This is a genomic window from Ramlibacter sp. GCM10027632, from assembly GCF_042675325.1.
Classification (GTDB): Bacteria; Pseudomonadota; Gammaproteobacteria; order Burkholderiales; family Burkholderiaceae_C; genus Ramlibacter.
The window spans coordinates 1-5,429 of sequence record NZ_JBHTGW010000020.1; the positions used below are offsets into that span (position 1 = coordinate 1).

The following is a 5,429-nucleotide window of genomic DNA, read 5'->3' on the forward strand; positions in this document are numbered from 1 at the left end:
AAAACAAAAACCCCCTGTATCTTTCGACACAGGGGGTATTTGCTGCTGTAAGAGCCTGACGATGTCCTACTTTCACACGGGAATCCGCACTATCATCGGCGCAGAGGCGTTTCACTGTCCTGTTCGGGATGGGAAGGAGTGGGACCACCTCGCTATGGTCATCAGGCATAACTTGTCGTCATCTTGACGGGGTCAAGACAACCAATTCATAGAGCTGATCAGCATATTGTATTTTGATTGCGTTCAACCCGGCATAAATCCTTGATCGTTTTCGATCAAAGTTATAGGGTCAAGCCGCACGAGCAATTAGTATCAGTTAGCTTAACGCATTACTGCGCTTCCACACCTGACCTATCAACGTCCTGGTCTTGAACGACTCTTTAGGGGGCTCAAGGCCCCGGCAGATCTCATCTTGGAACGAGTTTCCCGCTTAGATGCTTTCAGCGGTTATCTCTTCCACACATAGCTACCCTGCGATGCCACTGGCGTGACAACAGGTACACCAGAGGTGTGTCCACTCCGGTCCTCTCGTACTAGGAGCAGGCTTCCTCAAATCTGCAGCGCCCACGGAAGATAGGGACCAAACTGTCTCACGACGTTTTAAACCCAGCTCACGTACCTCTTTAAATGGCGAACAGCCATACCCTTGGGACCGGCTACAGCCCCAGGATGAGATGAGCCGACATCGAGGTGCCAAACACCGCCGTCGATATGAACTCTTGGGCGGTATCAGCCTGTTATCCCCAGAGTACCTTTTATCCGTTGAGCGATGGCCCTTCCATACAGAACCACCGGATCACTATGTCCTGCTTTCGCATCTGCTCGACTTGTCAGTCTCGCAGTTAAGCACGCTTATGCCATTGCACTATCGTCACGATGTCCGACCGTAACTAGCGTACCTTCGAACTCCTCCGTTACGCTTTGGGAGGAGACCGCCCCAGTCAAACTGCCTACCATGCACTGTCCCCGATCCAGATAATGGACCTAGGTTAGAACCTCAAACACACCAGGGTGGTATTTCAACGTTGGCTCCACCTGATCTAGCGACCAGGCTTCAAAGCCTCCCACCTATCCTACACAGATCTGTTCAAAGTCCAATACAAAGCTACAGTAAAGGTTCATGGGGTCTTTCCGTCTTTCCGCGGGGAGATTGCATCATCACAAACATTTCAACTTCGCTGAGTCTCGGGAGGAGACAGTGTGGCCATCGTTACGCCATTCGTGCAGGTCGGAACTTACCCGACAAGGAATTTCGCTACCTTAGGACCGTTATAGTTACGGCCGCCGTTTACTGGGACTTCAATCAAGAGCTTGCACCCCATCATTTAATCTTCCAGCACCGGGCAGGCGTCACACCCTATACGTCCACTTTCGTGTTTGCAGAGTGCTGTGTTTTTATTAAACAGTCGCAGCCACCGATTTTTTGCAACCGCTTTGGGCTCCAGACGCGAAGTCCTTCACCTACTTGCGGCACACCTTCTTCCGAAGTTACGGTGTCAATTTGCCGAGTTCCTTCTCCCGAGTTCTCTCAAGCGCCTGAGAATACTCATCTCGCGCACCAGTGTCGGTTTGCGGTACGGTCGTGTGTAGCTGAAGCTTAGTGGCTTTTCCTGGAAGCAGGGTATCACTCACTTCGGCAGCAAGCTGCCTCGTTATCACCCCTCATCTAAGCCCGGCGGATTTTCCTACCAGGCACGACTACAGGCTTGAACCAACATATCCAACAGTTGGCTGAGCTAACCTTCTCCGTCCCCACATCGCACTACACATCGGTACAGGAATATTGACCTGTTTCCCATCAGCTACGCATCTCTGCCTCGCCTTAGGGGCCGACTCACTCTACGCCGATGAACGTTGCGTAGAAAACCTTGCGCTTACGGCGAGCGGGCTTTTCACCCGCTTTAACGCTACTCATGTCAGCATTCGCACTTGTGATACCTCCAGCACCCTTTACAAGGCACCTTCACAGGCTTACACAACGCTCTCCTACCACTCACAGTAAACTGTGAATCCGCAGCTTCGGTAACTGGCTTAGCCCCGTTACATCTTCCGCGCAGGACGACTCGATCAGTGAGCTATTACGCTTTCTTTAAATGATGGCTGCTTCTAAGCCAACATCCTGACTGTTTTAGCCTTCCCACTTCGTTTCCCACTTAGCCAATTTTAGGGACCTTAGCTGGCGGTCTGGGTTGTTTCCCTCTTGAGTCCGGACGTTAGCACCCGGTGCTCTGTCTCCCAAGCTGTACTCTTCGGTATTCGGAGTTTGCATAGGTTTGGTAAGTCGCCATGACCCCCTAGCCTAAACAGTGCTCTACCCCCGAAGGTAATACTTGAGGCACTACCTAAATAGTTTTCGGAGAGAACCAGCTATTTCCAAGTTTGTTTAGCCTTTCACCCCTATCCACAGCTCATCCGCTAGTTTTGCAACACTAGTCGGTTCGGACCTCCAGTACCTGTTACGGCACCTTCATCCTGGCCATGGATAGATCACTTGGTTTCGGGTCTACACCCAGCGACTGGACGCCCTATTCGGACTCGATTTCTCTACGGCTTCCCTATTCGGTTAACCTTGCCACTGAATGTAAGTCGCTGACCCATTATACAAAAGGTACGCCGTCACCCCTAAGGGCTCCGACTTTTTGTAAGCATGCGGTTTCAGGATCTATTTCACTCCCCTCCCGGGGTTCTTTTCGCCTTTCCCTCACGGTACTAGTTCACTATCGGTCGATGATGAGTATTTAGCCTTGGAGGATGGTCCCCCCATGTTCAGACAGGATTACACGTGTCCCGCCCTACTTTTCGCTAGCTCAGTACCACACAGATCTTTTCGCATACGGGACTATCACCCACTATGGTCGGCCTTTCCAGACCGCTTTGCTAAGTTCTGTGCTATCACTAGCAGGCTTCTCCGATTTCGCTCGCCACTACTTTCGGAATCTCGGTTGATGTCTTTTCCTCGAGCTACTGAGATGTTTCAGTTCACCCGGTTCGCCTCGCACACCTATGTATTCAGTGTGCGATACCCATAAGGGTAGGTTTCCCCATTCGGAAATCCCCGGATCAAAGCTTATTTGCCAGCTCCCCGAGGCTTATCGCAGGCTATCACGTCCTTCGTCGCCTATCATCGCCAAGGCATCCACCACATGCTCTTAGTCACTTGACCCTATAACTTTGACCCCTCTCACGAGGATTCATCGTTCATCAAGGACTCGCGAGGTCTCTCACCTCGCGCGTTATGCCGTCTTCATTTCGCTTTCACGAATTGAAGTCTGGTTGACGCAATCAAAAATGTTGCCGGCGGCACGGTCCGTACTAAACCTTTACGAATGTACGGTTTCCGCCAGCAACGCTGATTCGACTCTATGAATTGTTAAAGAACAGCCGATTGATCCGGTCAATGCCGGGTCAACAACAAAACAGCCTCTCGCGAAGCCGCTTTGGTGTTGAATTCGATAAGTGATCTTGGTGGAGGATGACGGGATCGAACCGACGACCCCCTGCTTGCAAAGCAGGTGCTCTCCCAGCTGAGCTAATCCCCCAGGGTGTTAGTCTTCGGGAGGAAATTGGTGGGTCGGGTTGGATTCGAACCAACGACCCCCGCCTTATCAAGACGGTGCTCTAACCGACTGAGCTACAGACCCAAACCGGTCACCAACTCAGGTCTTGACCTGGCCGCTGGCGACATCCTTCCAACAACCGATAAGTGTGAGCGCTTGAATGGACTGCGATTGCAGTTTTCCAGAAAGGAGGTGATCCAGCCGCACCTTCCGATACGGCTACCTTGTTACGACTTCACCCCAGTCACGAACCCTGCCGTGGTAATCGCCCTCCTTGCGGTTAGGCTAACTACTTCTGGCAGAACCCGCTCCCATGGTGTGACGGGCGGTGTGTACAAGACCCGGGAACGTATTCACCGCGACATTCTGATCCGCGATTACTAGCGATTCCGACTTCACGCAGTCGAGTTGCAGACTGCGATCCGGACTACGACTGGTTTTATGGGATTAGCTCCCCCTCGCGGGTTGGCAACCCTCTGTACCAGCCATTGTATGACGTGTGTAGCCCCACCTATAAGGGCCATGAGGACTTGACGTCATCCCCACCTTCCTCCGGTTTGTCACCGGCAGTCTCATTAGAGTGCCCTTTCGTAGCAACTAATGACAAGGGTTGCGCTCGTTGCGGGACTTAACCCAACATCTCACGACACGAGCTGACGACAGCCATGCAGCACCTGTGTTACGGTTCTCTTTCGAGCACTCCTAAATCTCTTCAGGATTCCGTACATGTCAAAGGTGGGTAAGGTTTTTCGCGTTGCATCGAATTAAACCACATCATCCACCGCTTGTGCGGGTCCCCGTCAATTCCTTTGAGTTTCAACCTTGCGGCCGTACTCCCCAGGCGGTCAACTTCACGCGTTAGCTTCGTTACTGAGTCAGTGAAGACCCAACAACCAGTTGACATCGTTTAGGGCGTGGACTACCAGGGTATCTAATCCTGTTTGCTCCCCACGCTTTCGTGCATGAGCGTCAGTGCAGGCCCAGGGGATTGCCTTCGCCATCGGTGTTCCTCCGCATATCTACGCATTTCACTGCTACACGCGGAATTCCATCCCCCTCTGCCGCACTCCAGCGATGCAGTCACAAATGCAGTTCCCAGGTTGAGCCCGGGGATTTCACATCTGTCTTACATCACCGCCTGCGCACGCTTTACGCCCAGTAATTCCGATTAACGCTTGCACCCTACGTATTACCGCGGCTGCTGGCACGTAGTTAGCCGGTGCTTATTCTTACGGTACCGTCATGAGCCCCGGGTATTAACCAGAGCCTTTTCGTTCCGTACAAAAGCAGTTTACAACCCGAAGGCCTTCATCCTGCACGCGGAATGGCTGGATCAGGCTTGCGCCCATTGTCCAAAATTCCCCACTGCTGCCTCCCGTAGGAGTCTGGGCCGTGTCTCAGTCCCAGTGTGGCTGGTCGTCCTCTCAGACCAGCTACAGATCGTCGGCTTGGTAGGCCTTTACCCCACCAACTACCTAATCTGCCATCGGCCGCTCCAATCGCGCGAGGTCTTGCGATCCCCCGCTTTCATCCGTAGATCGTATGCGGTATTAGCGTAGCTTTCGCTACGTTATCCCCCACGACTGGGCACGTTCCGATGTATTACTCACCCGTTCGCCACTCGCCACCAGGTTGCCCCGTGCTGCCGTTCGACTTGCATGTGTAAAGCATTCCGCCAGCGTTCAATCTGAGCCAGGATCAAACTCTACAGTTCGATCTTGATTTGTTGCTCAATAGGAATCGAAGTGAACTTCACTTCTTTTCTTATGAGCGTTTGATAGTTCCGAAGAACTTGGCAATCGTCTTGCCACTCAAACGCCCACGCTTATCGGCTGTGTGTTGTTAACGAACACTTCGCAAAATCAAAGCAAC

At 52.3% G+C, this 5,429-nt stretch carries 2 tRNA genes and 3 rRNA genes; all 5 read right to left on the reverse strand.

Annotated features, from left to right (window positions below):
* Positions 1–53 precede the first annotated feature (53 nt).
* Positions 54–166 (reverse strand): 5S ribosomal RNA (gene rrf, locus ACFQZY_RS19075).
* Positions 167–285: 119 nt separating this feature from the next.
* Positions 286–3,163 (reverse strand): 23S ribosomal RNA (locus ACFQZY_RS19080).
* Positions 3,164–3,463: 300 nt separating this feature from the next.
* Positions 3,464–3,539, reverse strand: a tRNA-Ala gene (locus tag ACFQZY_RS19085).
* Positions 3,540–3,564: 25 nt separating this feature from the next.
* Positions 3,565–3,641: transfer RNA gene (locus tag ACFQZY_RS19090), tRNA-Ile, on the reverse strand.
* A 101-nt stretch (positions 3,642–3,742) separates the two neighbouring features.
* Positions 3,743–5,271, reverse strand: a 16S ribosomal RNA gene (locus ACFQZY_RS19095).
* The 16S, 23S and 5S rRNA genes sit together here with 2 tRNA genes alongside, the layout of an rRNA operon.
* Positions 5,272–5,429 lie beyond the last annotated feature (158 nt).